Genomic DNA, 26,235 nt, shown 5'->3' on the forward strand with positions numbered 1-26,235 from the left:
AGTAGTGCCTTTCAACCAGATGCCGGCCTGACGAATGTCAGATCCGGGCGATCCTCAGGCGCAGGCCGTCGCGCGGCCGGAGGTGCAGGGTCGGCAGGAGGGACAGCCGGTGATCCGCGGGGAGGGAGAAGCTGACTCGGCGGGCGAAGACGGTCAGCACCACCGCGATCTCCAGCATCGCCGGCCCGGATCCCAGGCAGCGCCGTGGTCCCAGCCCGAAGGGGAAGTAGGCCAGCCGGTGCCGGGCGGGATCCCGGTGGGGGCGGAACTCGTCGGGGTCGTCGAAGAATCTTGGATCGCGCTGGATGGTCCAGCGCGGGATGAGAAGACGCGCGCCCGCCTCGACTCGATGCCCGCTGATCACGTCGTCGCGGGTGGCCTCCCGGGTGAGGATCCACACCGGCGGGTAGAGCCGCAACGACTCCCTGACCAGGCGGCGGGCGTAGGGGAGCCGGTCCACGTCGCTCGCGCGGACGGCGCGGTCCCCGGCGACGTGGCGGACCTCCGCGGCCAGCTCCTCCTGTGCGGAGGGATGCGCGGCGAGCAGGTACGCGGTGTAGGTCAACGCCAGGGCAGTGGTCTCGTGGGAGAAGACCAGCAGCGAGATCAGCTCGTCCCGCAACCGCTCCGGCGTCATCGGATCGGGGGCGGCCAGAGCCCTGGAAAGCAGGTCTTCGCCCGTCGGCGCCGATCGCCGCTCCCGGATGAACTCGTCGATGGCGCTGCCGAGCAGCGCCGTGCGCGCGGCGAACTCCCCGGCGCCCGTATCGGCGGACTCGCCCGTACGGGGACGGCGCTCCATGGCCAGCCGCAACAGCTCCAGCGCCACGCGGGCGTGCTCGTGGATCCTTGGGGACGGCCGGCCGCCGAAGATGATCTTGATCATGACCTCCAGGGTGAGGTCGAGCATCTCCCGATAGAGCTCCGGCTCGGCACCGTCGGCCCACCGCGCCACCCGGTCATCGGCGGTGGCGGCGACGACGCCGGCCGAGATGTCCGCGTTGTCCCGGTCGAACAGCGAGGACAGCCGGTGGCGCTGGAGTACGGCGCCGTCGTCGTCATCGGCCAGCAGTGACACTCCGGCCAGGCGGCGATAGCGCTGAATGCTCCGGTCACGGACGTAGCGTTCGGGGTGCCGTACCAGGACATGTCCAATCATGTCCGGATGGCCCAGGACGTATGCGGGGCCCGAGTGCAGGGGGATGGGGACGAAATCCCCATGCTCTCGCACGCACCGGGTCATATAACCGAGCGGGTCGGCGAGGAACCGCTCTGGGCCGAGGCCGGTGATCATGGCTGTGTCAACTGCCGCAGCAAGGCGACGGCGTCCTCCCGCTTGGCGTCGGGAGCGCGGTCGCCGAGGAAGTCGCGCATCGCCGTTACGTCGTGCCCCATCGCCTCAAGCTCGCGCAGGATCCCCTCATAGGAGCGCTCGGGAAAGTATCGTGCCTTGGCCAGGGCGACGGCCCGTTCCGCGAGATCTTCGTCCACCACGCCCTGAGCCACCGCGGCGGCCAGCGCGATGCGGATGTTGACCATGGGCTCGCACACCGGGCGCAGGGTCTCGGGATCGAAGGCGATGGCCACCTCGTCGTCGGCCTCGACGGCCCCGGAGCGATACAGCTCGAAGATGCGCCCCACGCCGACCATGCCCTCTCCGGCCAGTTCGGTGGCGCGGAGCGCGCCCATGCTGGAGGAGCCGAACACCCGCACGGGCGTTCTGCGGTCTAGCGCCCGCAGGATCTCCTTGGGAGAGATCATCAGGCCGTGCAGGAACTGACCGTCCACGATCCCGATGTGCGTCGGCGGCTCGGGCTCGGCCAGCAGCGCGTCGATGTCGCCCCGCTTGATCGGGGGACGAAGCTCCACCCGAGCGATCTCAGCGACGCTCGCGGCGTCGATGCTGGGCCCCGTGAACACGACGGCGCGCATCAGTTCCCTCCCCCGTCTCGCATCTTGATGAGTTCCCGCAGCGAGCCGTCCCAGAGCGCCCCGGCCCGGGGGCCCAGCCTGCTCTGGTCCAGGCCGAACGACTCCAGCCCCGGGACGATGACCCGCACCACATGCACCGGGAAGCCGGGCGGCGTGCGGTCCACCACGAGCACCCGCCGCATGCCCTGCTCGCGGAGCCGATCCACGATGAGCCGGAGATCGGTCACCACGTCGTCGCTCGGATAGCTGGGCAACTCGCCGAAATCGACCATCCTGCCGGTCTCCCGCCACGGCCAGGCCGATCTGTCCACCTGCCCGCCCCGCGCCGCGTGCTGGTTCCAGCTCTCCACCTGCTCGCCGGGAAGGGTGATGTCCTCGCGCATTCCCTGGATGTCGGTGACCCGGCTCTGCGCGGCCTCGGTCAGCGCCCGGATGACGGCCACTTCGGCGTCGGGATGCGTGCCGTACCCGGCATGGCCGGGGGCGAACGTCTCGGCCACGTCCTCGGCGACCATCGCCGCGAAGCTGGGTATGCCGGTAGCGCCCGTGATGTCCTTGACGATCAGAGTGATCTCCGCGTCCTGGATGCGCTCGGCGAACCATCGTGCGCTCTTGGGCAGGCTGTCGAGATGGACACCGGGGTGCCGGTCCTCCAGCCACGCCTCGGCGCCCGGAGGCAGCGCGGCGCCGAGCCTGCTCGTGACGACCTGCCTGAGCCGGTTGCTGACCAGGTCGGCCAGCGTCCAGGAGTCGCGTTCCAGCACCTCGCACAGACCGTGGCAGATGGCCTCCTCAAGCGTGTTGCCCGAGGCCAGCCCGTTGCCCGTGGTGATGTAGAAGCACTGGGGCTCGTGGAAGGCGACGTAGTACCCGGCCAGGCAGAGCGGGACGTACACGTCCTCGCCGGACAGGAGGTCGAAGGCGGTGACCCACGACATGGGACGGTCGGCATGGTAGGTCGGGGCGGGCTGGAGGTTGTGCCCCGCGGGATCCATCACCGGCCGCCCGCTCTCCGCCAGCTCGTTGTAGGAGGCCAAGACCGCTGCCGTCAGGGGCTGCCAGGCGGCGAACCGCTCCACCGCCTCCATGATCGCCGAAGCCTTGGCGTCCTCGTGGGTCCGGCCCTTGCCGTTGTAGACCGACAGCAGGTCATGCGATCGGGGCGCGATGGCCGCGTACGTGGGGATGCCGACGCGGTCCAGGCCGGTGAGGTCGGCCACCCTGGTGATGCCCACGGTGCGCAGCAGCGGCGTGACGCGCTCCAGGGTACGGTCGGCCGCCTCCTCTCTGACGGGCCCGGCCTTCGGGGCTCGCTCGCGGAGCTTCATCTGACATGCCTTTCATCGAGTGGCTGGGTATAGGACAGCCGACCGCTCTCCCGGCCGACGAGCACCTGACAGAGCGGGCGCAGTCCGGTGGGCATGCCCAGTGCGCCCACGACCGTCTCGACGTCGTATGAGCACTGGATCCTGCAGCCGAGTCCTCGCGCCGCCGAGGCGAGGCAGCAGCGCTGCGCGGCGGCGCCCGCGGCGATGTTCAGCGCCGTGTACCAGCGGTCACCGGCGACCGCGAAACCGGCCTGGTAGTCACCCGCCGGGTAAATGGAGAGCGCGGCGCCGCCGTCGCCGAGCGCGCGTGAGAGACCGGGACGCGGATCGCCGAGACGCAGCAGCCGATGCTCTTCGGCGTTGTAGCAGTAGACGCCGGAGGACAACCCGCCGACCCGGCGTGCCAGCAGGAAGACCCCTGACAGGAGCGGGCCCGCCGTCACGGTCATGAGCGCCGCGACGTCCGCGAGGGTCAGCGGCTCGTCGCTGAACCCGGCGTCCGCCGTGCGCCGTGCCTCGACACCGTCGATCAGCCGGGGATCGGCGTCCGGCAGGCGTGTCGCCTCAGTGAACGACAAGGCGGGCGGGTGGGGAGCGGGGTGCTGGTGGCCGCCGGTCGCCTCACAGGCGGTGACGAGGCGCGCGAGTTCGCGCACCGGGCTGGGACTGGTCCGCGCGGTGGGGGACAGGGGCGTGCCGTCCATCGCCGGAGGCCGCTCTCCCGGTTCCACCCCTGCGACGCGGACCACGGCCATGACGCTTTCGGCGCCGGCGCTCAGACCCAGGCAGACACGGGCCCGTGCGCCGTCGAAGTTCCAGCACGGCTCGGTGTCGCTCCGGACGCTGACCAACTGGCCGGCCAGCACACCGGCGTTCAGGCACAGCAGGCGGTAGGCGAACTCCCCGTACTTGAAGGCCAGCCTCTCGACCACGCCGGTGATCACTAGGCAGAGCGCCGCCTCCGGCACCCCCAGGTCGCCCGGGGTGGCCCCGCCTCGGACGGGGGTCAGCTCGTGGGCCGCGGCGTCATAGTGGTAGGCCCCCACGGCCAGCCCCGGCACCGCGCCCACGAGGTAGAGCTCGCTGGAGGCGAGCCCGCCGCCCGCGGGCACCGGGCGGAAGGGGCGACCCTCGGAAAGGCCCGGTTGGATCACCGGCCCCGGCACACGTGTCGTCCACTGATATCTGGTCAGGCCGTAGCCTCGCCGCAGCAGATCGCTCAACGACGGCGGCACCCCTACCGCCAGCTCCCTCGGATAGCGCTTGACCAGTGACGGAGCCGCCGTCCAATCGACCGAGGCGAGCGCGTCCCTGGGGGAGCGCTCGGCGCGCTCGACATAGCTCCGGACCAGGTCCGTGGCGGTCACGGCGTGATGCCCAGGCCGAGCATCTCCGGTACCTCGACGTCGAACTCGAGCTCCACGGTGCGCGCGGCCAGGTAGCAGAGCAGGAACCGCTCGCGGGGGATCACGCCGACCCGGCCGAAGAAGAGGTACTGGTAGTTGAGCAGCGCCCGGTAGACCGTGAACCAGGACGACTCATCGAGTTCCTTTCGTATCTCCTCGTTACCGAACAACGCCTTGTGAAAGGGACTCACCCGGCTCCACTGGCCGGTGCTCTGCATCGGCAGCCCGACGCGGGGGAGCACCAGCAGGCCCTCCGCTTCGAGCCCTTCCAGACGCCGCTTGTACTCCCGCACGAGGGCGACCCACTCGGCGAGGTGAGGCAGCCGGTGTTCGCCGGACTCCAGGCCGCGCAGCACCTCGTGCAGGCGTTCGGCCAGGGCCTGCCGGTTCGTCTGGTGGATCTGCTGGAACCGGTCACGAATCGCGCCAGGCCGTGAGACGTTGGCCAGAAACCCCTCGGTGTGGGATCGGTAGGAGATCGCGCCCTTGGTGATCGGCGGGCAGGCTTCACCCGCCGTGGCGAGCATCAGCGTGAAGAGCCTCTCCAGCCGCGCGCCGCCCCGCGCGTCCTCCATGATCGCGAAGGCCAGTTCCGTGGTGTCGGCGTGGAACCGGGCGAGCAGGTCGCTCGCCTCGGGTGTTCCGAGTACGTGGAGCCGCCGGTCGAAGTCGGCGTAGTGGATGGAGTTGTCCGGGTGCCAGGGGAAGAGGGGGCCGTGCTCCTCCTCCAGCCTGGCCAGTTCCTCATGGGCCCGCATCTCGTGCTCGGGGTCGGGGTGGCCCTGTGAGGGATGGTCGCTGAGGTAGGCGCCCATGGCCTCGTCGATCATCGGCCGGAGCCGTTGGTCCCACGAGCGCCGGCTGGCCCGCACATTGATCCGGACGTGCGGTCCCTTGGCCCAGTGCCGCTGGAAGTAAGCGGGGAAGCCTTCGTTGTCGAACGACGCGAGGAGCGGGCGCACCCCGGTCAGCAGCAGCTCGTCGGTTCCGTCCGGCGCGTGGTGGAAGACGTGTGCGCTGTGCCAGATCGCCGTGTTCATCGTGACCTCCGCCCGCCGAACTCGGCCAGGGCGCGGGCCATCAGGTAGGTCACGTACATCTCATCAGCCATGGACACTCCCACGCGATTGTTGAACAGATGGGTGCAGCGCATCAGGATCCCCTCGATCGGTGTCGGACTCACCTGCCACGCGAGGGGAGAGCGGGGCGGTTCGACGTCGAGGTCGATCTCTCGCAGTTCCCGCGTGAGCCGGACGATCGAACGGCGCCACTCGCTGTCGTCATCCGCCGACCAGGCGGCGCTGATCTGGGCCCGCAGGCGGTCCCGCTGGGCCAGGTAAGCCCGGTGGAGTTCGGCGGAGCGCAGCGGCGGGCCGTCCGTCCGATCGACGCCCGCCGCGTACTCCGCGGCCACCTCGGGAAGGTCGGGACGGACCACCGCGAGCATGGTCATCGCGTTCTCCAAGGCCAGGCCGCGCCGCCGGGACGCGGACGTGCGGGACTCGATGACGGTGGCCGCGAGTCGGCTGGAGTCGCAGAAATGACGCTCTACCGCCGCGAGCGACGAGCCGTCGCCGTAGGCGTCTCGCTCGGGCCGGTAGGGGATCGACGCCACCGTATCGACCGGCCTCAGCTCCCGTTCGCAGGTGTCCAGCCCCTCGTAGGCCGCCAGTTTCCCGGCGAGGCCCGGGTACAGCTCGGGGTCTTTCCATGGGCCTGACGGGTGCGCGTCGAGGTATGAGCCGAGGCATACGGCCAGTTTCGACTCCACCGCGCCGCGACCCTCCGGTGTCGTGCTCACCCGCACCCTGACGTGACTGCCCGCCTCCCAGTAACGCAGGAAGAACCAGGAGCCGGCCAGCCCGTCTTCGACCAGCCCGCGTACGGCGGGCAGCACCGCCTCCGCGATCAGCGGATCGAGGTCTCCCTGATGGAAGGCGTGCAAGCTCACCCAGATCTCATTCATCGCACAGCTCCACCATGAACTCGGTGACATGCCGGTCAGAGTCGTAGCGCGGCGCATCGCCGAGATCCGGATGTGCTTCGGTGAAGACCACCAGATCGTCCTCCGCTGAGATCACGCGTTCCAGGAGGGCGGTGAGATGCCAGGCCGTGAGGTCGACGTAGAGGGGTTTACGGGCCTTCTGATCGGGCCGGAAAGTGGCCTCCGAGACGCCGATGGCGCGGGCGAAGAACCGGTCGGGGATCTGCTGCCGGCGGGTCCATTCCACCAGGCGCAGCCAGTAGACGGCGTCCGGCTCACCGCGGGAGCGCAGTGGCATCTCCTTCGCCGGGAACACCCAGCACTGACGCGACAGCGTGACGGCGCCGACATCGAGCCGGGGCAGCATGCGCAGTCCCCCATCGCGCGGGTCGGTTCCCCGGGGGACGAAGGGCGGCATGCTCGCGTGCAGCAGTGACGCGGGCGGTCCGAACGCGTTGATCAGGTCGCGGAGGGGCGGTGGCAGCCAGAGGTCCGCCATGATCCCGGGATGGATCGGTTTGATCCGCTCGCCCAGTGAGGCGGCACTCAGATAGAGGGTGTCGCGATCCGCGTCGTGGGCCACCACCAGATCCGCCAGCGGAATGCGCTCACCCGGCGGCCTGGTGGAGGTGACGGAAGGAAGGTCCAGCTCGTATTCGCAGCACGAGGCCCGCAGATTGAGGTTGGACCCGAATATGGCGTCGCTCTCGGCCAGCAGCGCCCCCTCGGGGGCGCGGCGCATCGGAGCGAAATCGGCCTCGATCCCCGCCTGGCGCATGAGCCTGGTCAGGCGTCCCATTCCTCGGCCGTAGCCGCCGGTGACCGAGTTCAGCACCGCCCGTGGCGGGCCCTCCTCGTTCAGCAGCTGGATGTAACAGGTGATCGGGTCCTTGGCGGTGCCGTCGTCGCTCTGCCCCAGCGCTCGCAGGAGGTGGCGCGCCGACAGGCGGACCACGCCGTCGGCGTCCGGCCTGCTGGACAGCATGAGCGCGGTGCCTCGGTCGCGCAGTTCGGCCTGCTCGCGGGCGAAGGGCAGCCGGGCCCAGACATCGGGCGGGCAGCCCATCGGTCCGGCTCTGAGCATGCGCAGCGTGGGGCCGTCCACGCCGCCTGGTGCGGTGTCGACGCCCGACGCGGCCACCTTCGTGATGAGCTGGTGGAAGCGCATCCAGCCGACCGCGGCCCCGGATCCATAGGTGGCCGTGAAAACCCTGGTCAGCGCCTTGCGTAGAGGCCGGGTCGGATCCAGCAGCCCGAGCACGCCGCGAAGATCGGCCAGATCGGTCAGAAGTGGCCGCCAGGCGGCGCTTCCGCAGGTGAGTACCGGCCGGGTGAAGACGGCGTTCTCGTGGAACAGGTTCTTACGCGGCAGCCTGCCGTCGATGGCCAGCCTGCCGGGTGCCGTCAGGCTCTCCACCCGGTGGTAGATCCGCCGCCGCCTGGCGAGGCGATCTCCGGGATCGCGAAGCGCGGGATAGGCGTGCAGCTCGTCGGCGAGGGCCTGGAGGCCGGCCGCGAGCGGCGCGGCGTCCGGGTCGCGGCTCAGCACGCGCGCCAGCCCGGTCACATGGTCCATGTCCTGGTCGCCCACCGGGGCGAGGGCGCAGAGCACGCCCGCCTCGATCAGCTTGGCCACAAAGGCGCCGACGGCCGACGCTTCCAAAGCCGGATCGGTGGCCAGCAGATGATCGACCAGTTCCCGCACGGTGAGATCGGTACGGTCGCCGAGGAACTTCAGGCAGACCTCGATGGCCTCGCCGTGGCGAGCGGTGGCCACCGAGTACTGCGGCGCGGGCGCCAGAAAGGTGAGCCTTTCCCCGTCGCTCACGAGACTGGGATTGCGCCTGATCCGCATCTCCCGCCGCAGCCGCGGTCGCCGCATCGCCGCCGCGCCCAGTGAAGTGATCACCCAGGCGTTCAGCTCGGCGACGCTCCCCCACTCGAAGTCCCCGGTCATCCGATACGTCGCGGTCTGCTCGTCGTCGAACTCGACCGGGCCGCTGATGGTGAAGGTGCTGTAGGGGCTGGTCTTGGCGACGACCCTGGCCAGGTACTTGGCGAGGCGGAGCTGAACCTGCCGCCCCGGCGCGGTGTCCGGTGGCCCGTTGAGCCACTTCTCCAATTCCTGGAAAAGGTCAGGACTGCCCTGCACCAGGCCGTACCGGAAGGCCGGAGAGTGCAGCGCGTCCCGCATGCTCTCCACCGCCTGGGCGTTCTCCTCCAGCAGGGTGGCCTCCAGCCGGGCCGTCAGCTCCTCCCGCGCCAGGTGGACGGAGGCCCACTCGTCGATGCGCCGGGCCAGCTCGCCGGGCAGGTGGTCGCGGGTCTCCGCGGGCCAGAGGGCGGACGGCAACCGGCGCATGCCGTAGATCGCGCGCCTGAGCGCGACCAGGCGGGGCCTGGCGACCGCCGCGCTCTCGGCGCCGATCTGGTCGTAGAGTTCGTCGGAAAGCCCGCGCGCCTGGTCGGCGAGCCAGCCGCCCTTTTTGATGATCTCCTCCATCATGGCGGCGGTCTTCTCGAGTCGCAGCGCCGCCAGCGTGGCCACCGGCATGGCCGCCACCCGTACGGCGAGACGTGTCTGCACGTCCGGACCTCCTAGAAGATGATGGGCATCTCGTACTGGGCGGTGATGTTCCGGTGTCCGATGCCGACCTGGAACATCGGCAGCAGAGCCGGATCGGTGATGCCCAGCAGGTTCTGTACGGCCGGTACGTGGTACCCGTTGACCGGCCGCGCCGCGAGCCCTGCGGCCCCGGCGAGCACGCACAATCGCTGGGTGACCACCCCCGCGTCGGCGTTGGCGACGCCGAAGCCCCGGTTGCCGAACCTGGTGGTCATCTCCCGGCGATCCGACACCGGGTAGCACAGGACGTTGACCGACCTCATGTCCATCACGGGCGGCCCGAGCCCGAGGCCCAGCCTGTCGGGCTGGAGATCCGTCACCCTGTCCATGTCGGGCAGCCGGTAGACGCCCGGCTCGACTCCGGTGACATGCTGCACGATCACGTAGAGCCGGCACATGGGCGCGCTGCCGGTGTCGCTGCGATACGGCAACATGGCGTCGGCGAGCCGGTGCAGGACTTCCGCGTCCACCGGCTCGTTCGTCGGTTTGAAGAAGGTCCCGCCGGAGTTGCGCTCGCGCAGGGCCCGCGCCAGGTCGGGGCCCGGCGCGGCGGCGATGGGCTGGAGTTCGCCGAGGTCGCCGATTCTTGAGTTGACGGCCATCTCGTAGGTCGCACCGGCCAGGCCGAGATCGGCGGGCACGGTCCGCAGCCGTGCCCGCCGCTCCGCCAGCCCGGCCAGCAGGCTGGCCGGTTCGGCCTTCTCCTTCGCGGCGTGCAGCGGCAGCACCGCCAGGGGTTGCTCTTCGCCCTCGGTGAGACACACCAGGCGATCCAGGACCTCGTCCAGGAAACGGAAGTGCACCGCGCCGGTCAAGCCGAGCGCCGAGGCGACCATCAGCAGGTTTCCCGCCACCATGCCCGCCTCCTGAGTGCACAGGCGGAAGGCGTAGTCACGGTATCTGAAGGCGGTCTTCCACAGGTGGGAGGTGAGGATCAGCACGGCGGAGGCGCCCGCCAGGTCGGCGTCCACCGCGTCGCCGATCAGCTCGCGGTGGTCACCGTCACGCAGCGGCACCAGGGCGTGGTGCAACTGGTCGTAGTGGTAGACACCGGCGGCGAAGTCGGGTCCGTCGGGCAGCCACAGGTAGAGCTCGGTGGGATAGAAACAGCGGGCCGATGGCACGGTGCGGTGATACGGCCAGCCCGACACCGGTCCCATGTCGACCCGGGCCAGGCCGTACCCGTAGTAGAGCAGGGTGCCCAGGGTGTGGCCCTCGATCACGCCCGGGTCGGTGATCCGTGGTGGCCGGTCGAGGAACGCGTCCGCCAGGGAACCGATGGCGTCGGGGATCCGCTGCGGGAGTGGACACAGCCGTATGCCCGGGTAACCGCGGAAGCGCGGTGGATCATCGGGAGCCCCCTCGACGCCGACGCCGCTCCTTGTGATCATCTCGGTGGATTCCAGATACGTGTCGTGCCAGTACTTGTCGCTGATCGCGATGTCCCAGTTGCCCATGCCTGGCCTGCTCTCAGGGGAAGGGGTGCGGGTGGGGGTTGAGATCCTCGGGACGCAGCGGAGCGGGCGCGTAGCCGAGCAGGTGGGGCACCTGTGAGACCCGCGGCAGCCCGTCCACCCTGCGCGTTCGGTGGCCGAAGGTCATCGGGAGCAGTCCGGGGATGGTCACCTTGACGCAGGCGAAACCGCCGAGGCGCTGTTCCGGAGTGGTCTGGTCGACGACGATCACGTCTTGCCCGAGGTCCAGGAAACGCTGGACCGTCGCGCGCAGGTCGGCGGTCAGATCATCGTGCGCCGGCTGGAAGGAGCCCGCGTAGGAATCCTCGATCGCCACCGGGGTGCGCTCGGGGTCGAACAGGAAGCCCATCCGCGCGAACGCCGCCGGATGCCCGTTCAGCAGGGAGTGATCGTGCATGGATCGAACTTCGTCGGGATCGCTCAGCATGCGCCGGATGCGGGGCAGTTCCTCGGCGTAGGTCTCGGTTCGCCATTCGACGAGCGGAGCCAGCTCAAGCAGCCCGTTCGCGATCGCCCGCTCGGGTACGAAACCGGCTCCGGCCGCGCACAGCGCTTTGGGCGCCGACTCGTCCTCACCCGGGCGTACGGCCATGACCCACACGCTGGGGACGCCGTTCTCCGTGGTGGTGTCGAAGGCGTGCACAGAAGCGCCCGTGGTCCGGCGCAGGCGCTCGGCCATGAGCGGGATCCGGCGGTCGCGTGCGGATGTCAGGTCGAGTTCTCGGACCCCCGCGCGGGCGTACCACGTCAGCAGGAAGGCGTCACGCTCGGCCAGTTCCAGGATCCCGTGGAGAATGGCCTCCTCCAGGCAGCCGCCGATCGCGCAGCCGTTGGAGATCTCATAGACGAAGGGCCTGGCCGGCACCCGGTAGTAGGCGCAGCACTCGGGCACCAGAATGGGCTCGCCGCGGGCGAAGGAGTAACCCCACACCCACGGAATCTCCAGGTCGTCGTCATAGCGGACGAAGGGGAAGCCGGGAAGGGCATACCTGTCCTCCGGATACAACCCCAGCGACTTGGGGTCCAGGGCCGTCGAGGCCAGCTCTCGGTAGGTGCCTCGGACGACGGTCCGCTTTCCGCCGGGCACGACTCCCGCGTATCTCTCCAGCGCCTCGGCGATGGCGGTGACCTGTGCCGTGCGGAAATCGAGTTCCCGGCCGAACCCCATCTCCGTGGAATCGGTGCGCGTCGAGAGGCCCATGGGGGCGGCCACGGTGGGGTAGGTGCTGTAGACCGTACGCCGCAGGCCCCGGATGAGACCCATCTCGGCGTCCACATAGGTGGCCCGCAGGTCGTCGGCCTCCTCGCGAAGGTCCCGCACGCGGTAGATGTGGGCGTCCGGCTTGGGCCTGGGCACGAGGGTGACCTTCGCCGCCGCCGCGTCGTCGTCGGGTAGGTTCCCGCAGTCGGGGCAGGAGGGTTCCGGCAGCAGATGGTGGCTGGTGACGTCGAGCGTGTCCAGGCGCATCCGGTGCACCCGCGCGGGCACGTCGTCGGACAACTCACGAGAGACCAGTTCGGCGACGACACCGGCGCCGAGGGCGGTCAGCCGTCCACTCTGGTTGGTGTACCGGCCGGGGTCGGATTCCTCCGCGCGGCGCCGGTCCTGGGCGTCCTCCCGTGCCTTGGCACTGCGGAGCCGCAGGCAGGTCGGGCATCCCGGGCGGCCTCTGACCACGATGGGGCCGATCACGACCGTGCCGAGTTCGACCCTGACCGGCAGCCACCTCGACACCGGCGGCGTGCGGTCGGACGCGATCACCACCGTCGTCAGGTCGCCCTCGTGGTGTCCGTCGCCCGGGCGGACCACCTCGGCGTGCCCGGCGAGCCAGTCGGACACCGCGTCGGCCAGCTTGCCTTCGCCGAGGACTGCGATGCTCGGGTGCCCGGCCGCGGGTCCTGACCCGTTCGCTCGCCCGGTCGTGGACGGCCGCTCAGTCATGGACCACGACCTGGACCAGGGTCGGCAGCACCCCGGTGACGGCCGGGTCGTGCCCGGCGGGCAGCGCGTGGACCTGAGCGCCCCGGCTGTGCAGGATCTCGGCCATCTCTCGCCACGAGGGGATGGTCGTAGCGGGCGGCTCCTGCCGTACCTGGGTGCCACGGACGGTGGCCGGCAGGTCGGGCACGTTCGTCCCGCCCGTCTGGTAGGCCAGCACCGCCTGTTCCAGCCCTGCGGAAAGATGCGCGCCGGCGACGTAGGCGGCGGCCTTACCGTCAGCGCACACGGCGTATGTCTCGACGCCGAGCGATCCGGTGATGTCATAGATCGCGATGTCCACCCCAGCGATGCGCAGGGCCGAGAGCGAGTCCTCCGCGTCGATCCCGTCCATGACCTCAGGGCCGAGGCGGGGGAAGGGCGTCTCGCCCGTGCGGGCCTCCAGCACGGTCCTGGCCACGCAGTGGTCCAGCAGGCCACGGGTCAGCGCCTCGTCGGCCGTCGCGCCGGAGACCAGCCCCAGCGGGATGGTGAACGCCCCCGTACTCAGGTCGGCCAGGATCGGATGGGCGAGACGGGCGTCCACCCGCTCGGCCTTGCCGAGGATCAGGTTCTGCGCGTAGGCGTACAGGACCTCCCCGTCCTCGCGGAGTCGGCCGATGTCGACCGCCAGGCTCGCGTAGGCCCGCAGCGCCGCCTCACCGCACCGGCGTCTGGCCAGTTCGAGGGTCTTGCCCGCGCCGTGGACCATGGGACGGACGCCCAGGAGCCCGAAGGGGTCTGACACCGACGCCTCGGCCAGGCGGAGCGGGATCTGGCTGTGCTCCTGCTCGTCCAGGCTGGTGAACACCCCCAGGTAGGGGTCGTACAGCGTGGCGGCCTTGGCGGAGAAGTCGTCCGAGGCGGGCGCCGTGGCGGCGGTGAAGGCGGCGTATCGGTCGGCGAACTCGGCCTCGGTCTCCACGGACGCCTCGGCGGCGCCGGGGTGCGGGTGGCATCGGTGGGAGGTGGTCTGCAGCGTTTCCAGATCGATCCGGGTGATCATCGGACGGCTGGCGTCGGCCGGGTCGGCGACCAGACGGTCGGCCGCCTCCACCCCCGTGATGTGCCGGAAGGCCAGGAAGGAGATGCGGTTAGCCACGATGCCCGCGGTGGGCCCGGCCAGGTAGGGGCTCTGCGCATACGGCCGGCTGCTGGGCCCCCGGCGCATCCAGACCGATTCCCAGCCGGGGCGTACGGCGCCGCCCACCGGACCGATCCATGCCTCGTCATCGACCAGCGCGCCCTGCACCAGCGTCTTGCCGAGTTCATGGCAGAGCCGGTCCAGAGACCGCGAGCGAGCGGGCTGGTGGACGTCGCCGATGTGCAGGACCAGGCCGGCCTGGCTCACGGCCTGGTGCAAGGCTTCATCGCCGGGCAGCAGGCGGCGGCCGGCGAACCGCTGCGCCGGGTCCTTCAGTGCCGTCTGGGCCGCGTAGTCCTCCAGACGGCCGACGTCGGTCTCATGCTCGTCGCTCACCAGGGCGGTGAGGTCGCGCAGGCCGGATCGCAGGCAGGCGTGTACCAGCGCGGTGAAGGCCAGCCCCGACCCGACGCACACCGTGGGTGTCTCCCGGTAGCGCTGGAAACGACGGGCGGCGGACGGGAGGTAATAGTCGATATAGGCGATCTCGGCCGCGTAAGTGGTCAGCAGCGAATCGTCGAGCGAGTGCGGCTCATCCTTGCTCGTGTCCTTCACCATCCCCGCCTTGGCGAGGGCGGTCACCAGCGTGGTCACCATCGTCCGCTTGCCCTCGGGCAGCCCATCGACGAGGTCGTCCAGCGGGGTCGTACCGTCGAGGTAAGGAGCCAGCCTGTCGGTCAGCGCATGGGCGCTCTTACCGCTGATGTTGAGATAGCCGCCGGCGTGAACGAAGGCCACGCCGTCCTGGCTCGGTACCCAGAAGACGTCGGGCTTGAGCTTTGGCCTCATCGGAGAGTTCCTTTCCCCGGAAGAAGGGCGCGAAGAACCCGGCCGGTCCTTCTCGACCTGGCCGGGCACAACGCGGCGGAATACCGGCCGCGAGTGAGTTCGTTTGGGACTAGTCCCAGCAGCAGCAGCAACAGCCGACGCAGCAACTGCCGCTACAGGAGGGGACGCCGACGGAGGCGGTCAGCTCCGTCATGCCATGGCCGGTGGCCATGGACTCCAGCGTGAGCCCGCCGCCGGAACGGCTCTGGAATTCTTCGATCTCCAGATCCCCGAGGTCGAGCGCGAGACGGTAATGGGCGGGCACCTGCACTCCTCTGTCAGACGTCGGCACAGCAGCAGCAGCAAACGATGCAGCAACTGCAGTACGAGCACGAAGCGGCGGCCTCGGCCATGCTGTGACCGCCGGTCAGCGACTCCAGTGAAACGGGGCCGCCATCTTCTACGACCGTGATCGGGTCGAGTGCGAATTCTTGTAAGGAACGGGCGAGTGGGTTCGGCATTGCTTGTCCTCAGCTAGTACGGCAGTATGCGTGGCTGCCGCTGCCGTGTTGCATGACGGCGCGCTCGATACCCCGTCCCCGCGCTGGCATTGCCGATCTGAGTTTCCAGCTACTAAGGGGCGGTGATCTCCGGCATCTCAAATCGCCCGCACGTGAATTCGGTGTGCGCGCGAGAGGGGCTGAGCATTCGCTGGCCTTTCAGCAACAGCAGCAGCTGCACAGGAAGATGTCCTCCGCGATGATGGACGCGGTGACCTCGGCGTTGTAAATGGGCAACGACTCAAGCGTCGCTCCGCCCGGAATCGCGGGATAGAGTTCGGTCTCGAAATCATCGAGCCGGAGCGGAATGGGAGACATGGCTTTCCTTTCACCTGACGCAGCAGCAGCAGCAAGCCACGCAGCAGCTGCAACCCGGAGCACAGGACGCGGCCAACTCCTGGATCGCACCGCCGGAGAGAGACTCCAGTGACACCTCAGAGGCGTCGCCGACGACCAGGTCCTCTATGGCCAGATCTGTCAGATTGGGAGTCTTGAGGAAGTGATCTGTCATGGCCCTTCCTTGTGCGGCTCAGCAGCAGCAACAGCACGGGATGCTGCAGCTGCAGCATCCGACAGGCAGTACGGAAGCGGCGCCTTCGTGCATGGCATTGCCGCTCATCAGCGTCTCAAGCGAGATATCGGCGTATCCCGGGGACAGGTCGAGTTTATCGACGCCGATATCGGACAGGTCGATCATTGTCTTTCACCTCCTTTTTTGGGAGCGATAGTATTGAGCATTGTCCCAGCGTGTGGGTGGAAGGTGCTCGGGTCGAACGTATTTCTGCCGTCGAAGTGAGTCAACGAAGCGGCGGAGAACATTAACATGATCGTAGGGTTACGCTGAGCGTCGGCCCGACCGCCGCACGTTTCGGCCGATTATTCGGCGGCCCTTCGTGTCGTCCGGGGCGGGCCGGGCGGCCGGTTCGTCTACCTGTTGATGGGGACGGTCGACGCGACCGGGACGTTCACCATGGTCGGTCGAGCCGGACCGTGGCTGGACGTGATCTCGGCCCAGGCGCTGGAGAAGGCCGAGGCGGACCGCGTCCTGGTGGCGCAGACGGCAGGTCGAGACCATCGTCCGGCGCGCCGTCGAGCGGGACGAACTCCCCGAGGCCCGGCCGTCCCGGCGAGTGGCCACGCTCCCGCTCGACCTGATCCGCAACGAGGTCGTGCTGTACGGCAGGCCGCCGGACACGGACGCGATCAGCGAGATCGTCGGCTCCATCGTTCTCCCGGAGATCCTGCACGCCCCCTCATCCCCCAGAGAGGGGATGCCGGAGTAACCCCGTTCCGGTGGGATGTGGGGGCCCATGGCCGAAACCTACGGTGAGGGAAATTCAGCCCCTTCTCCGTGAGGAGCGACCATGGGTTCGCACAACAGCGTCACCGAGCTCAATGAGCTGTTCGTCGAGGCGATGAACGCCGGAGACATCGACCTGGCGATGTCCTGCTGGGACGAGGACACCGTCTTCCAGACCGCGCCCGGGACCGAGCCCGTTCGTGGGGTGCCCGCCTTGCGGGAGGCGATCCAGCAGTTCATCGACACCAAGCCGCACCTGACGATCGAGGAGCTGCACCGGGTCGAGGCGGGTGACGTGGTCCTGGTGGCCCTCAAGTGGCACTTGGCCGGGACCGGTCCCGACGGGCAGCCGATCGAGATGGGCGCCGTGGACAGCAACGTCTTCTGTCGCCGGGCCGACGGCACGTGGCGCATCCGCATCGACAACCCGTTCCACTCCCAGCACATCGGCTTCTGACGTGACCGCGACCGAAGCCGTGCCGGATGCCGCCACTGGACGGCTCACGCTGACCGAGCCGCTGCCGCTGCTGATCGGCGGCCGGGAGGTCCGGGCCGACCAGTCGTTCCCCGCCGTCGAGCCCAGCACCGGCCGGGTCTGGGCGCAGGTCGCGACGGGTACGGCCGCCGACGTGGACCGCGCGGTCGAGGCCGCCAGGACCGCGTTCGAGACCTGGCGGGACAGCTCGCTCGACACCCGCCAGGCCCTGCTGTGGGCCGTCGCCGAGCGGTTGACCAAGGACGCCGCGCGGTGGCCGGCCCTGCTCGCGACCGAGAACGGCCGGGCCATCCGCGAGGCCGGTTTCATCGACGTGCCGACGGCGGCGGAGATCCCACCCGGAGTGGGCGGACGACCCGACCCACGTGGTCGGCTTCCTGCTGCCGACGCGCCAGGACGGCGCGATCACGGTCACCGACAACTGGGACACGCTGGGCATGCGTTCCACCCGCAGCAACCAGGTGAAGATCACCGGCGCGTTCGTGCCCGAGGATCTGATCCTGTGCGAGTTCGGCGACTTCATCGGCAACTGGATCGTGGCCCAGGCGCACATCGCCTGGGGCGGGTACACCGGCTGCTACCTGGGCGTCGCCGAGGCGATGGCGGAGTGGCTGCAGGAGGCTCTCGGGACCCGCAAGGCGAAGGGCCTCGACCAGCCGATGGGCTACCACCCGACCGTCAGCAGCGCGATGGGGCACATCGCGGCCCAGGTCGAGGCGGCCCGGCTGATGATGTACCACGCGGCTTGGGAGGCCGACGAGAACAGCGGGCCGAGCATCGCGACCTGCGCCGCGTTCCTGCGGGCGAAGCTGATGATCGGCACGGCGATCCACACGATCGTAACGATCGGCACGACCGCCGGCGGGCTCAACTCGCTGATGCGCGAACGGGGTTACGAGCTGATGCTGCGTGACGCCATGACCGGTCCGATCATGCCTCCCAACGCGCTGGCCTGCGCGGAGATGGCCGGTCTGATCTCGATGGGGCTCGATCCGGGCCAGGCACCCACGCTGCGCCCAGCGTCATGACCCCGGCCACCTCGTGCGAGCCGTCCCTGGGGCAGACGCCGATGCCTGACCCCGACGCCTTCCGGTCGGCGTGCGCCCAGTTCCCCACCGGGGTCGTGGTCGTCACCACGGCCTTCGACGGAAAGCTGTACGGCAGCACCGTCAACGCCTTCACCTCGCTCACCCTGGAACCGCCCCAGGTGTTGGTCTGCCTGGCGGCGACGTCTCGCACGTGGTCGGCGATCGAGCGGTCCGGGGTGTTCGCGGTGAACGTGCTCGCCTCCGACCAGGCCGCCACGGCCAAGTTGTTCGCCTCGAAGGATCCTGACAAGTTCGGGTACGTGGACCACGTTCCCGGCGCGGTCGGGGCGCCGCTGCTGACCGATACGGCGGCCCGGTTCGAGTGCGAACTCGCCGGGACGGTGCGCAACAACTCGCACTGGATGCTCATCGGGCGCGTGGTCTCGCTGGCCTCCGACCCGACCCGCGAGTCGTTGCTCTTCATCCGTGGCCGGCTGACCGGATGACGATTCCCCGTCGCGCCGACCGCCGGGTCCGCTCAGCGGACCCGGCGGTTGGCGTGCGACGACGTCTTCCTGGAAGGTGGGGGCGGAGCTAGTCTGGGCGGACGCCTCGGTGCGGGACTGCCCGGCCGAGCGCATCCAGAGTGGAGCACGTCATGGGGAACCCCCTCATCGAGCCGGTCCGGCCTCTACCGCCCACGCTTGTCGCCGAACTGGTCACCTCACCCTCTCTCGAACGGCTGCTGAACCGCTTCCTCGATGAGGCGCCGCGCCGGCTGGCCTCCTTCGCCGCCGGCGTCTACGTGCACGACCACGCGACCGGGCGTCCCGCCGCCGCGGAGGTGCGGGGCCTGGGCAACTACTACGTGCGCAGCTATGAACGTCACGGCCGGGACCGGGACCCCGTCGTGCAGATCGCCCTGCGCGACCGCCGGGTCTGCGACAGCGACTCCCTGATGCCCCGTGAGGAGTGGCTGAAGCTCCCGGTCGTGCACGACGTGTTCGCGCCGCACGCCATGGCACGGGTGCTGTGCGCGCCGGTCGTCGTCGGCGCCGAGGTGGTCGGCACGCTGAACCTGGCCCGGCGCGACGGCGATCCGGAGTTCACCGAGGAGGACCGCGACGCGGCCCGTGCGGCGGCCACCGTGCTGGGCATCGCGGTGTCCTCGGTACGGGAGCGCGCCGCGGCCGAGCGTGAGCGGGTTCAGTTGGCCGAGGCGTTGGATCGTTGCGACACGCCGGTGATCCTGACCGACCTGGGGCTGGCGCGCCGTCACCTCAACGCCCCCGCGGCCGCCCTGTTCAGCCGGCTGGGCGACGCCCGCCCGGAGGTCGAGCGGCTGCTCGACTGCGACGACGACGAGATGTCGGTGGTCTCCTGGACCACCGGCGGAGAGCAGGGCTCCGGGCTGCATCTCACGATCACCTCGCAGCGGCTGCCGAGCCAGCCGGACGTGATCGTGTCGGTCATCGCCACGCGGGACGAGTCGTCGCGTGCGATCGCCCCGGCCCGGCTGGCGCTGCTCACGCCGCGCGAGGTCGAGATCGCCATGCGCGCGCTCACCGGCCGCCGGGACGGCGAGATCGCGGCCGACCTGGTCATCAGCCGGCACACGGTCAAGCACCATCTCAAGTCGATCTACACGAAGCTCGGCGTGCACACACGTGCGGAACTGCTCGACCGGCTCCTGTTCTGACCCGCGCGGCCCGCCGGCCCGTCAGCCTGTCGCCTGGAGGGTGCGGGAGATGCCGTGCGCGGCGGTGTGCAGGGCCGCCGCGAACCGGCCCTGCTTCATCCGGAAGGTGGGGGCCGTGATCGACAGCGCGCCGGCCAGTGTGCTGGAGTCCGCGAAGACGGGGACGGCCAGGCTCGTGTAGCCGAGCCTGGTCTCCTCCACCTCGACCGCGAGCCGATCGCCCCGGATCTTGTCGAGCTGGGCCGCGAGCCGTCCTGGCTGGACGATCGTCTTGTGGGTCAGGGGAGTGAGGCCATGCCGGACGACCTCGTGGAAGAGCGCCGGGGGCGAGAAGGCGATGATCACCTTCCCGGTGGCGGTGCAGAACAGCGGAAGCCGTCCGGCGACCCGGGACTGCTTGCGAAGCCCCCGGTGCACCATGAGCTTCTCGACGTACAGCACGTCGAGGCCGTCATGGATGGCGAAGTGGACCGTCTCCTGGGTGGCGAGCAGCAGGTCCTCCATGTACGGCAGGGCCGCCTCGCGCAGAATCCGCTGCCGGGGCACCCGCTGGCCGATCTCGAAGAGCCGCAGCCCGAGGCGGTAGCGGTTGCCCGCGCGCTCCAGCACCCCCCAGCCGAGCAGTTCCTGGGCCAGCCGGTGCACGCTGGCCTTGGCCACCCCGGTGCGCCGGACGAGCTCGGCGAGCGAGAGGGAGTCGTCCTCCGCCGTGAACGCCTCGATGATCAGGCGCGCCTTGCCCAGGACGGAGTTCATCGCCTCGGCGTCGCCGCCGCCCGCGGGAGTGGTGTCCGCCGCCGATTCGGGACGGGCGAGGGGAAGTGTGGTCATGGCAGGAACCTCCCGGCCGCCTCGGTGACCTGTGAAGAGTTTGGTTCGTTCCACCGGAAACCGCCACCCCCGGTCACCGCGATGATCGCCCGGCCGGAGCGGTTTGCCCATGGAAACGTCCCGTTCAGTGGAACGGCGCCGTGCCGATCAGCCGGACCGCCCCAGGGAAGATCACTCCGTCCGTGCGGCTTGCGACGATCTCGGCGGCGAGGAGACCGGCGTGGACCTCCAGGCGTCCCGCACCGCTGAACAGGTCCGCTCCCAGCCGGGCCTCGACCTTTCTGATCCGGTGGTAGACGGTCGCACGGTGCAGATACAGGTCCGCCGCGACCTGCTTGACGTTCCCCGCCGTGGTCAGGAACGTCCTGAGGGTCCGGACGAGGTCCTCCGCCGACTCGTCTTCGAGAAGCCGTCGCAGGGACGGGCTGATGAAGTGGGAGACCAGGACGTCGGTGGGCACCGCGGCGAGGCCGCGCATGTGCGCGGTCCTCTCCCAGTGCACGACCTGGTGCTTCCAGCCCATGCTCTCGGCCAGGTCCAGGCTCTGCCTGGCCTGCCAGACGGCGACGCTCGCGCGGTCGGCCACGATCGTGCTGACCGTGACGAGCCACGGAAGGTCGACGCCGTTCCGCCTGGACCGGAAGATCAGGTCGGCGGTCTTCGCGGCGAGCCGTCCCGGCAGGGTCGGCTGGATGTCGCGCGGGTGCGGCGCCAGCAGCGCGAAGCCGACGGAGCCGCTGAACGCGATGAGGCACCGGTCGCGCAGATGGTCCTCGGCGAAGCGGTTCATCACGGCGGTGAGCCGTCGCTGCGCCGCCGATCCCGAGGCGTCCGGGGCGAGCGCCGGGGGCATCGAGAGCGCCAGGCAGACGAAGGTCCCGTCGTGCACCAGCTTCCCGTCGCGGATGGCCTGGCCCAGCAGTGAGTCCAGGCCGTCCAGATCGCCCGAGGCGAAGGCGCGGCCGACGTGGTCATCGGCCCATTCGGGCGACGCGAGCAGCCCGGCCGTCTCCAGCGAGCGGACGGTGGCCTCCGCGATGCGTCCCACGCTCTCGATCCGCTCGGGCGACAGCGGCCCCCGCACGCAGGTGATCCAGAGCAGCAGCGACGGCGCGGAACCGGGCGAGCGCACCGGGATCACCAGCATCAGCGGCATCCCGAGGTCGGCGCTCCCGCCGACGTAGACGGGTTCGGAGATCAGAGCCACGGAGCGCGCGCTCAGCCCGAGGTGCCGGGGGGACACCGTCTCGGCGAAGCCCTCGTCCGCCGAGGAGTTCGGCGTCGAGCGGGCGATCCGGTGCAACTGCACGTCGGTGACCTCGACCGGCACGTCCAGCGAAGCGCCGAGGGAGTGCGCGAGTTCGTGCAGGTGCTGGGTGAGGACGCCGTTCACGCCGCTCCCCTCCGCCCGAGCGCCCTCGGCTCCGTTCCGCTCCGCGTCGCCGGCACAGCGGTCAGCTTCCGCCGGCCGACGGCGGCGTGCCGGACGCCGACGTCGACGACGTGGCAGTGGCGACGGACAGGGCGGCGTCGACGCTGGTCGAGCGGGTCGGCCGGATCGTGCCGTCGCGGATGCCCTCCGCCCAGTGGCAGGCGACCTGGTGCGCGGCGGTCGTCCCCGAGACCTCGACGACCCGCAACGGCGGGCGCTCGGTGTCGCAGCGGGTCGGCTGCTTCCACGGGCAACGGGTGCTGAACCGGCATCCGGGCGGCGGGTCCGCCGGGCTGGGCAGGTCGCCGCTGAGCAGGATCTGCTCGCGGGAGTCCTCGTACCGGGGGTCGGGCTGCGGCACGGCGGACAGCAGCGCCCGCGTGTAGGGGTGCAGCGGCTCGGCGAACAGTTCCGCGGTGGGCGCCTCCTCCACCATCCCGCCGAGGTACATCACCCCGATCCGGTCGCTCACGTGCCGGATCACGGCGAGGTCGTGCGCGATGATCAGATAGGTCAGCCCGTACGTGGTCTGGACGTCTTGGAGGAGGTTGATGACCTGCGCCTGGACGGACACGTCCAGGGCGCTGACGGGCTCGTCCGCGACGATGAGCTGCGGCTCGACGGAGAGCGCCCTGGCGATGCCGATGCGCTGGCGTTGTCCTCCGGAGAACTCGTGCGGGTACTTGCGCAGCGCCGTCCGGGGCAGCCCGACCGAGTCGAGCAGCGCGTCGAGGCGTCCGGAGACGTTCCCCTTCGCCAGTCCGTGCGCGGACATCCCCTCACGGAACATCTGCTCGACGCTTTGCCGGGGGTCCAGGCTGCCCAGCGGGTCCTGGAAGACCATCTGCATGTGGCGGCGCTGACGGCGCAGCGCCTCACCGCGCAGCGACCGCAGGTCGATCCCGTCGAAGCGGATCTCGCCCGAGGTCACGGGGGTGAGCTGGAGCACGGCGCGCCCGAACGTCGACTTGCCGCACCCCGACTCCCCGACCAGGCCGTAGGTCTCCCCGCGCACGATCCGCAGGTCGACGCCGTCCACCGCGTGCACGTGGCCGACGGTCCGGTCCACGAGGACGCCCCGGCGGATCGGGAAGTGGACCTTGAGGTCGCGCACATCGAGGAGCGGCGGCTCCCCGGCGCCCGGAGGGGTCGGGCCGGCGACGGTCGTCATGGAGTCGGCTCCTTCGCCACGATGATCGGATCGGGCAGCGGGTGGTGGCAGCGCCAGCGCCGCTCGCCGCCGGCCGACCACGTCGGCCCCTCCTGGAAGCAGAGGTCGGTGGCGACGCGACAGCGCGGCGCGAAGGCGCACCCCTCTGACCAGGGTATGTTGTCCGCGACAGAGCCCGGGATGGGGCGTAGCCGCGCCGCCTCGTCACCCAGCGCGGGCACGGATTCCAGCAGTCCGCCGGTGTAGGGATGCCGGGGGGCGTCGAACAGCGAGTAGCGGTCCGCTCGCTCGACGATGCGCCCGCCGTAGAGCACGTTGACCGTGTCGCACAGGCCGGCGACCACGCCGAGATCGTGCGTGATCATGATCAACGAGGTGCCGGAGCCGACGACGAGCTCCTTCAGGAGCGCGAGGATCTGGGCCTGGATCGTGACGTCCAGGGCCGTGGTCGGCTCGTCCGCGATCAGCAGCCGGGGTTCGCAGGCCAGGGCGATGGCGATCAGCACGCGCTGGCGCATTCCGCCGGAGATCTGGTGCGGGTACTCGTGCATCCGCCGGGCGGGGTCGGGGATGCCGACGCGCGCCAGCATCTCCTGCGCCCGCCGGGTGGCCTGGGACCGGCTGGTCCGGCGATGGCGCTGGATGACCTCCGCCACCTGCACGCCCAGCGGCACGACGGGGTTCAGCGAGGACAGCGGGTCCTGGAAGATCATCGCCACGTCGGCGCCACGGCGGTCGCGCAGCTCGCGATCCGACAGGGAGAGCAGGTCCACGCCGTCGAAGATCGCCCTGCCGCCGACGCGGGTCCCCCGGCGGGGCAGGAGCCCCATGATGGCGAGCGAGGTCACGGACTTGCCGCAGCCGGACTCGCCGACCAGGCCGACGACCTCGCCGGGGCGGACCTCGAACCCGACCCCGTCCACGGCCGTGAAGGACTCCTGGCCGGGCCGGGTGAACGTGACCGACAGGTCCTCGACCACCAGCAGCGGATCCGCTCCGGCCCGGGTCGCGTGCGCACGCGCGCTCATCTCGGTCACCTCCGGGTACGGGGGTCGAGGGTCTCGCGAAGCGACTCGCCCATCAGCGTGAAGCCCAGGGCGACGACGATGATGCACAGTGCCGGGTAGATCGCGAGATGCGGGAACGAGTTGAAGTACTGCTGCGCGCCGCCGAGCATCTGACCCCACTCGGGCAGGCCGTCGTCGGGGTTGCCCAGCCCGAGGAAGGACAGGGCGGCCGCGTCGAGAATGGACACGGCCAGGCTGAGCGTCGCCTGCACGATCACCGGCCCGAGCGCGTTGGGGACCATGTGCCGGAACACGATCGCGGTCGGCTTCACGCCCAGCGCCCGCGCGGCCAGCACGTGGTCGGTGCCGCGCTGCACCAGCATCGATCCGCGCATGAGCCGGGCGAAGACCGGGATCTGCACGATCGCGATGGTGAGGATCAGGGTCCACTCGTTGGGGTGGGAGAACAGGGCCGCGATCGAGAAGGCCATCAGCAGCGACGGGATCGCCAGCATCACGTCCACCACGCGCATCACGAGCATGTCGACCTTGCCGCCGAACACGCCCGCGAGGAGCCCGAGCGCGATGCCGCCGACGAAACCGCCGAGCGTCGCCATCACCCCGACGATGAGGGTCTGCCGGGCGCCGCCGATCAGCCGGGACAGCAGGTCGCGACCGGCGGGATCGCCGCCCAGCGGGAATCCGTCCTGCGGGAGCGGAACCGGGTTCGACTGGGCGCGCACCTGGTCGAGCAGCAGCGGGTCTGCCGGATCGTGCGGCGCCAGCAGCGGCGCGGCGACCGCGACGAGGACGAACACGAACGTGATCACCGCACCGATCAGGAACGCCGGCTGGCGGAGCAGCCGCCGCAGGGTCTGCGCGCCCGGTCGTGCGGTCTCGGCACGGTGGCGCGGAGCGACCGGGACGGCGGTCATGGCGTCCTCACTCTCGGATCGCACAGCGCGTAGGCGATGTCGACGACGATGTTGATGACCAGGTACAGGACGGCGGCGAGCATGATCAGGGCCTGCAGCACCGCGTAGTCGCGCGTGGAGAAGGCCAGCGCCATCGACTGCCCGAGACCCCGGTAGTTGAAGACGGTCTCGGTGAGCACGGCCCCGGCGAACAGGCCGCCGGCCTGCAGCCCGATCACCGTGATCACCGGCAGCAGCGAGTTGCGCAGCACGTGCCGCCCGGCGATCGTCGGGTTCCGCAGGCCCTTGGAGTTCGCCGTGCGGATGAAGTCCTGCTGCAGAGTCTCGGCAACGGACGCCCGGGTCAGCCGGAAGATCACGGCGAACGGGATGATCGCCAGGGCGATCGTCGGCAGCGTGAGGAACCGGAGGCTCTCGGTGAACGCGGCACCGCTCCCGGCGAGCAGCGAGTCCACGAGCGTCAGCCCCGTCGGCGTCGGTATGGAGCCGCTCAGGTCGGCCCGCCCCGACGGCGGCAGCCATCCCGCGCGGACGGCGAAGACGTACTTGAGGATGAACCCGGTGAAGAAGACCGGCACGGCCAGGCCGAGCACGGAGAAGCCGAGGAAGGCGACGTCGAACGTGCCGCGCCTGGTCGCCGCCCAGTAGCCGGCGGCGACGCCGAGCACCGCGCCGACGATCAGCGCGCACATGGCGAGCTCGATCGTGGCCGGTGCCCGCGTGAGGATCACCTCGGTGACCGGCGCGCCGCGCCAGACGCCCGTCGACACACCGAGGTCGCCGGTCCAGAACCGCCCCAGATAGCGCAGGTACTGCGTCCACAGCGACTCGTTCAGGCCGAGCGACTCGACGAGTTTCGCGCGGTCCTGCGGGCTGGCGTTCTCGCCGAGCAGCGCGTCGAGCGGTCCGCCGGGGAGGCTGCGCAGCCAGGCGAAGAGGATCGCCGTGAGGGCGACGAAGGTCACGACCGCTTGAAGTGACCTTCGAAGGATGAACCGGAACATGTCTGTCCAATCGGTGCCGGGGGGGGGGGGGGGGGGCGGGGGGGGGCGGCCCCCCCCCGGGGGGGGGGGGGGGGGGGCCGCGCGGGCGGGGGGGGGGGGGCCCCCCCCGGGGGGGGGGGGGGGCCCCGCGG

The 26,235-nt window shown here is 70.3% G+C and carries 23 protein-coding genes and 2 pseudogenes; 6 read left to right on the forward strand and 19 right to left on the reverse strand.

Annotated elements, in window-relative coordinates; all coding sequences use genetic code 11:
* Window positions 1-37: 37 nt before the first annotated feature.
* The 13 genes from P3X83_RS27415 to P3X83_RS27475 form a co-directional block, all read right to left on the reverse strand.
* Complete coding sequence (locus P3X83_RS27415) at window positions 38-1,294, reverse strand: cytochrome P450 (protein WP_346742753.1); 1,257 nt, start codon at window positions 1,292-1,294, stop codon at window positions 38-40.
* Window positions 1,291-1,932, reverse strand: a complete 642-nt coding sequence (locus tag P3X83_RS27420) for a TfuA-like protein (RefSeq protein ID WP_277308113.1) — start codon at window positions 1,930-1,932, stop codon at window positions 1,291-1,293. Before P3X83_RS27420 ends, P3X83_RS27415 begins: the two co-directional genes overlap by 4 nt.
* Window positions 1,932-3,260 carry a YcaO-like family protein gene (locus P3X83_RS27425; protein ID WP_277308114.1) on the reverse strand — a complete coding sequence of 443 codons (1,329 nt, stop codon included), beginning with the start codon at window positions 3,258-3,260 and terminating at the stop codon, window positions 1,932-1,934. Before P3X83_RS27425 ends, P3X83_RS27420 begins: the two co-directional genes overlap by 1 nt.
* A complete protein-coding gene (locus P3X83_RS27430; protein ID WP_277308115.1) occupies window positions 3,257-4,627 on the reverse strand; it encodes a nitroreductase family protein in 1,371 nt (456 codons plus the stop codon). The genes P3X83_RS27425 and P3X83_RS27430 overlap by 4 nt, the downstream gene beginning before the upstream one ends.
* Window positions 4,624-5,706 (reverse strand): thiopeptide maturation pyridine synthase, encoded by a 1,083-nt coding sequence (locus tag P3X83_RS27435; RefSeq protein WP_277308116.1) that lies wholly within the window; start codon window positions 5,704-5,706, stop codon window positions 4,624-4,626. The genes P3X83_RS27430 and P3X83_RS27435 overlap by 4 nt, the downstream gene beginning before the upstream one ends.
* Window positions 5,703-6,632, reverse strand: a complete 930-nt coding sequence (locus P3X83_RS27440) for a lantibiotic dehydratase C-terminal domain-containing protein (RefSeq protein ID WP_277308117.1) — start codon at window positions 6,630-6,632, stop codon at window positions 5,703-5,705. The genes P3X83_RS27435 and P3X83_RS27440 overlap by 4 nt, the downstream gene beginning before the upstream one ends.
* On the reverse strand, window positions 6,625-9,237 hold the full coding sequence (locus tag P3X83_RS27445) for a lantibiotic dehydratase (RefSeq protein ID WP_277308118.1): 2,613 nt from the start codon (window positions 9,235-9,237) through the stop codon (window positions 6,625-6,627). The genes P3X83_RS27440 and P3X83_RS27445 overlap by 8 nt, the downstream gene beginning before the upstream one ends.
* An 11-nt stretch (window positions 9,238-9,248) precedes the next feature.
* On the reverse strand, window positions 9,249-10,733 hold the full coding sequence (locus tag P3X83_RS27450) for a SagB family peptide dehydrogenase (RefSeq protein WP_277308119.1): 1,485 nt from the start codon (window positions 10,731-10,733) through the stop codon (window positions 9,249-9,251).
* A gap of 13 nt (window positions 10,734-10,746) precedes the next feature.
* The gene (locus P3X83_RS27455) at window positions 10,747-12,693 is read right to left on the reverse strand and encodes a TOMM precursor leader peptide-binding protein (RefSeq protein WP_277308120.1); all 1,947 of its coding nucleotides are present in this window, start codon (window positions 12,691-12,693) and stop codon (window positions 10,747-10,749) included.
* Window positions 12,686-14,662: a hypothetical protein gene (locus P3X83_RS27460; protein WP_277308121.1), complete on the reverse strand. Its 1,977-nt coding sequence runs from the start codon at window positions 14,660-14,662 to the stop codon at window positions 12,686-12,688. Before P3X83_RS27460 ends, P3X83_RS27455 begins: the two co-directional genes overlap by 8 nt.
* A gap of 109 nt (window positions 14,663-14,771) precedes the next feature.
* Window positions 14,772-14,966: a thiomuracin/GE37468 family thiazolyl RiPP peptide gene (locus tag P3X83_RS27465; protein WP_277308122.1), complete on the reverse strand. Its 195-nt coding sequence runs from the start codon at window positions 14,964-14,966 to the stop codon at window positions 14,772-14,774.
* Between the two features lie 394 nt (window positions 14,967-15,360).
* Window positions 15,361-15,519: a hypothetical protein gene (locus P3X83_RS27470; RefSeq protein ID WP_277308123.1), complete on the reverse strand. Its 159-nt coding sequence runs from the start codon at window positions 15,517-15,519 to the stop codon at window positions 15,361-15,363.
* A gap of 211 nt (window positions 15,520-15,730) precedes the next feature.
* Window positions 15,731-15,898 carry a hypothetical protein gene (locus tag P3X83_RS27475; RefSeq protein WP_277308124.1) on the reverse strand — a complete coding sequence of 56 codons (168 nt, stop codon included), beginning with the start codon at window positions 15,896-15,898 and terminating at the stop codon, window positions 15,731-15,733.
* A gap of 346 nt (window positions 15,899-16,244) precedes the next feature.
* Here P3X83_RS27475 and P3X83_RS27480 point away from each other — a divergent pair.
* The 6 genes and pseudogenes from P3X83_RS27480 to P3X83_RS27505 all read left to right on the forward strand — a co-directional run.
* Window positions 16,245-16,484 (forward strand): annotated as a pseudogene (locus tag P3X83_RS27480) (TetR-like C-terminal domain-containing protein); the annotation flags it as partial.
* 81 nt (window positions 16,485-16,565) lie between these two features.
* The gene (locus tag P3X83_RS27485) at window positions 16,566-16,958 is read left to right on the forward strand and encodes a nuclear transport factor 2 family protein (RefSeq protein WP_277308125.1); all 393 of its coding nucleotides are present in this window, start codon (window positions 16,566-16,568) and stop codon (window positions 16,956-16,958) included.
* A gap of 19 nt (window positions 16,959-16,977) precedes the next feature.
* Window positions 16,978-17,316, forward strand: a pseudogene (locus P3X83_RS27490) (aldehyde dehydrogenase family protein); the annotation flags it as partial.
* Window positions 17,317-17,362: 46 nt separating this feature from the next.
* Window positions 17,363-18,025 (forward strand): acyl-CoA dehydrogenase family protein, encoded by a 663-nt coding sequence (locus P3X83_RS27495; RefSeq protein WP_277308126.1) that lies wholly within the window; start codon window positions 17,363-17,365, stop codon window positions 18,023-18,025.
* Window positions 18,022-18,531 (forward strand): flavin reductase family protein, encoded by a 510-nt coding sequence (locus tag P3X83_RS27500; protein WP_277308127.1) that lies wholly within the window; start codon window positions 18,022-18,024, stop codon window positions 18,529-18,531. Before P3X83_RS27495 ends, P3X83_RS27500 begins: the two co-directional genes overlap by 4 nt.
* 152 nt (window positions 18,532-18,683) lie before the next feature.
* A complete protein-coding gene (locus tag P3X83_RS27505) occupies window positions 18,684-19,724 on the forward strand; it encodes a LuxR C-terminal-related transcriptional regulator (RefSeq protein WP_277308128.1) in 1,041 nt (346 codons plus the stop codon).
* A gap of 21 nt (window positions 19,725-19,745) precedes the next feature.
* Here the strand turns inward: P3X83_RS27505 and P3X83_RS27510 are convergent, their stop codons facing one another.
* The 6 genes from P3X83_RS27510 to P3X83_RS27535 form a co-directional block, all read right to left on the reverse strand.
* Complete coding sequence (locus P3X83_RS27510; RefSeq protein ID WP_277308129.1) at window positions 19,746-20,555, reverse strand: IclR family transcriptional regulator; 810 nt, start codon at window positions 20,553-20,555, stop codon at window positions 19,746-19,748.
* Window positions 20,556-20,679: 124 nt separating this feature from the next.
* The gene (locus P3X83_RS27515) at window positions 20,680-21,948 is read right to left on the reverse strand and encodes a helix-turn-helix domain-containing protein (protein ID WP_277308130.1); all 1,269 of its coding nucleotides are present in this window, start codon (window positions 21,946-21,948) and stop codon (window positions 20,680-20,682) included.
* Window positions 21,949-22,009: 61 nt separating this feature from the next.
* Window positions 22,010-23,158: an ABC transporter ATP-binding protein gene (locus P3X83_RS27520; RefSeq protein ID WP_277308131.1), complete on the reverse strand. Its 1,149-nt coding sequence runs from the start codon at window positions 23,156-23,158 to the stop codon at window positions 22,010-22,012.
* Window positions 23,155-24,186 (reverse strand): ABC transporter ATP-binding protein, encoded by a 1,032-nt coding sequence (locus tag P3X83_RS27525; RefSeq protein WP_277308132.1) that lies wholly within the window; start codon window positions 24,184-24,186, stop codon window positions 23,155-23,157. The genes P3X83_RS27520 and P3X83_RS27525 overlap by 4 nt, the downstream gene beginning before the upstream one ends.
* A 5-nt stretch (window positions 24,187-24,191) precedes the next feature.
* A complete protein-coding gene (locus P3X83_RS27530; protein ID WP_277308133.1) occupies window positions 24,192-25,100 on the reverse strand; it encodes an ABC transporter permease in 909 nt (302 codons plus the stop codon).
* The gene (locus tag P3X83_RS27535; protein WP_277308134.1) at window positions 25,097-26,104 is read right to left on the reverse strand and encodes an ABC transporter permease; all 1,008 of its coding nucleotides are present in this window, start codon (window positions 26,102-26,104) and stop codon (window positions 25,097-25,099) included. Before P3X83_RS27535 ends, P3X83_RS27530 begins: the two co-directional genes overlap by 4 nt.
* Window positions 26,105-26,235 lie beyond the last annotated feature (131 nt).

Origin of the sequence: Spongiactinospora sp. TRM90649, from assembly GCF_029382225.1 — a bacterium.
GTDB lineage: Bacteria > Actinomycetota > Actinomycetes > Streptosporangiales > Streptosporangiaceae > Spongiactinospora.

Coding starts and splice junctions, on each gene's coding strand:
- P3X83_RS27470 (WP_277308123.1), bottom strand. CDS start 15,519: ATGTCTCCCATTCCGCTCCGGCTCGATGATTTCGAGACCGAACTCTAT.
- P3X83_RS27520 (WP_277308131.1), bottom strand. CDS start 23,158: ATGACGACCGTCGCCGGCCCGACCCCTCCGGGCGCCGGGGAGCCGCCG.
- P3X83_RS27415 (WP_346742753.1), bottom strand. CDS start 1,294: ATGATCACCGGCCTCGGCCCAGAGCGGTTCCTCGCCGACCCGCTCGGT.
- P3X83_RS27420 (WP_277308113.1), bottom strand. CDS start 1,932: ATGCGCGCCGTCGTGTTCACGGGGCCCAGCATCGACGCCGCGAGCGTC.
- P3X83_RS27525 (WP_277308132.1), bottom strand. CDS start 24,186: ATGAGCGCGCGTGCGCACGCGACCCGGGCCGGAGCGGATCCGCTGCTG.
- P3X83_RS27460 (WP_277308121.1), bottom strand. CDS start 14,662: ATGAGGCCAAAGCTCAAGCCCGACGTCTTCTGGGTACCGAGCCAGGAC.
- P3X83_RS27505 (WP_277308128.1), top strand. CDS start 18,684: ATGGGGAACCCCCTCATCGAGCCGGTCCGGCCTCTACCGCCCACGCTT.
- P3X83_RS27425 (WP_277308114.1), bottom strand. CDS start 3,260: ATGAAGCTCCGCGAGCGAGCCCCGAAGGCCGGGCCCGTCAGAGAGGAG.
- P3X83_RS27450 (WP_277308119.1), bottom strand. CDS start 10,733: ATGGGCAACTGGGACATCGCGATCAGCGACAAGTACTGGCACGACACG.
- P3X83_RS27435 (WP_277308116.1), bottom strand. CDS start 5,706: ATGAACACGGCGATCTGGCACAGCGCACACGTCTTCCACCACGCGCCG.
- P3X83_RS27530 (WP_277308133.1), bottom strand. CDS start 25,100: ATGACCGCCGTCCCGGTCGCTCCGCGCCACCGTGCCGAGACCGCACGA.
- P3X83_RS27485 (WP_277308125.1), top strand. CDS start 16,566: ATGGGTTCGCACAACAGCGTCACCGAGCTCAATGAGCTGTTCGTCGAG.
- P3X83_RS27500 (WP_277308127.1), top strand. CDS start 18,022: ATGACCCCGGCCACCTCGTGCGAGCCGTCCCTGGGGCAGACGCCGATG.
- P3X83_RS27510 (WP_277308129.1), bottom strand. CDS start 20,555: ATGACCACACTTCCCCTCGCCCGTCCCGAATCGGCGGCGGACACCACT.
- P3X83_RS27475 (WP_277308124.1), bottom strand. CDS start 15,898: ATGATCGACCTGTCCGATATCGGCGTCGATAAACTCGACCTGTCCCCG.
- P3X83_RS27535 (WP_277308134.1), bottom strand. CDS start 26,104: ATGTTCCGGTTCATCCTTCGAAGGTCACTTCAAGCGGTCGTGACCTTC.
- P3X83_RS27440 (WP_277308117.1), bottom strand. CDS start 6,632: ATGAATGAGATCTGGGTGAGCTTGCACGCCTTCCATCAGGGAGACCTC.
- P3X83_RS27455 (WP_277308120.1), bottom strand. CDS start 12,693: ATGACTGAGCGGCCGTCCACGACCGGGCGAGCGAACGGGTCAGGACCC.